The organism is Nonomuraea sp. NPDC049625 (assembly GCF_040675285.1).
Classification (GTDB): Bacteria; Actinomycetota; Actinomycetes; order Streptosporangiales; family Streptosporangiaceae; genus Nonomuraea; species Nonomuraea angiospora_A.
Genome location: NZ_JBFAOQ010000066.1, coordinates 1 through 1,021, shown reverse-complemented (window position 1 = coordinate 1,021; position 1,021 = coordinate 1). Strand labels below are relative to the sequence as shown.

The following is a 1,021-nucleotide window of genomic DNA, read 5'->3' as shown; positions in this document are numbered from 1 at the left end:
GGGTTCAGCTCCCGCAGTGCTCGGACGGGCTGTTGTACGTGCTGGATCCGGCCTTGCCGCCCCACTTGACGCACTTGCCGGCGGCCGCGCCGCGCACCGGCCCGGCGTAGTACTCGAAGTTGCCGGTGTCGGTGGCCCGGGCCTTGCCCGCGACCTCCAGGTAGGCGGTGGTGGCGGTGGCCTTGCCGAGCGAGGCCTTCTTGATGGTGGCGACGCAGTTGTTGCCGTTGGCGGAGTTGAAGGTCAGGTAGACCGTGCCGCTGGAGCCGAGGGCGGCCGAATCGATGACCTTGTAGCCGGCGCCGCAGACGGACTCGGCGGTGTGCGGGTTGCCGGGGCTGCCGCCGCCGCACTTGTTCTTGGAGGTCACGCTGGCGTTCGGGTAGCCGAAGGTGGCGCCGTTGAAGGTGGCCTTGCGGATGTTGCTCGGGTAGCTGGTGCCCTGGCGGACCTCGTAGTGCAGGTGCGGGCTGATGTTGTTGCCGGGCTTGCTGGTGTTGCCGACCGTGCCGATCTTCTGGCCCTGGGTGACCTGGGCGCCGGCGGAGACCGAGCGCACGGTCAGGTGCGCGTAGTACGTGGTCCAGCCGCCACCGTGGTCGATCTTGACCAGGTTGCCGTAACCGTTGGTGGAGCCCTGGTGGGCCGAGATGACCACGGTGCCGGCCGCGGCGGCGACCACCGTGTCACCACGGTCGGCGTCGGCGGTGCTGCCCCGGTTGAAGTCGATCTCGTATGACTTGTGCGCGCTGCTCCCGCTGGAGTTACCCGTCCACGTCTGACCACAGGGGAACGGCAGCTGGAAGCTCGGCGCCGCCAGCGTGGACACCGGCGGGACGTCCACCTGGTTGTCCGGGTTGCCCATCTCCCCCTCGTCCTCCTTCGACGAGGACGTCGGCGTCGGGGTCGGCGTCGGCGCGGCCCAGGCCGTCGCGATCGGGCCCGTCGTGAGGCTGAAGAGCAGGGCGAGCCCGGCCGTAAGCACCCCTCTGGTTCTCATGCGGATACCTTTCTGCGCGCA

The 1,021-nt window shown here is 69.3% G+C and carries 1 protein-coding gene; it reads right to left on the bottom strand.

The window, feature by feature from the left end; translation table 11 throughout:
* Positions 1-4: 4 nt before the first annotated feature.
* Positions 5-1,000, bottom strand: a complete 996-nt coding sequence (locus AB0J87_RS64415) for a M23 family metallopeptidase (RefSeq protein ID WP_363985935.1) — start codon at positions 998-1,000, stop codon at positions 5-7.
* Positions 1,001-1,021: the final 21 nt, after the last annotated feature.

Bases quoted from the DNA above. Each gene is read 5' to 3' on its own strand.
- AB0J87_RS64415 (WP_363985935.1), bottom strand. From the start codon at position 1,000: ATGAGAACCAGAGGGGTGCTTACGGCCGGGCTCGCCCTGCTCTTCAGC.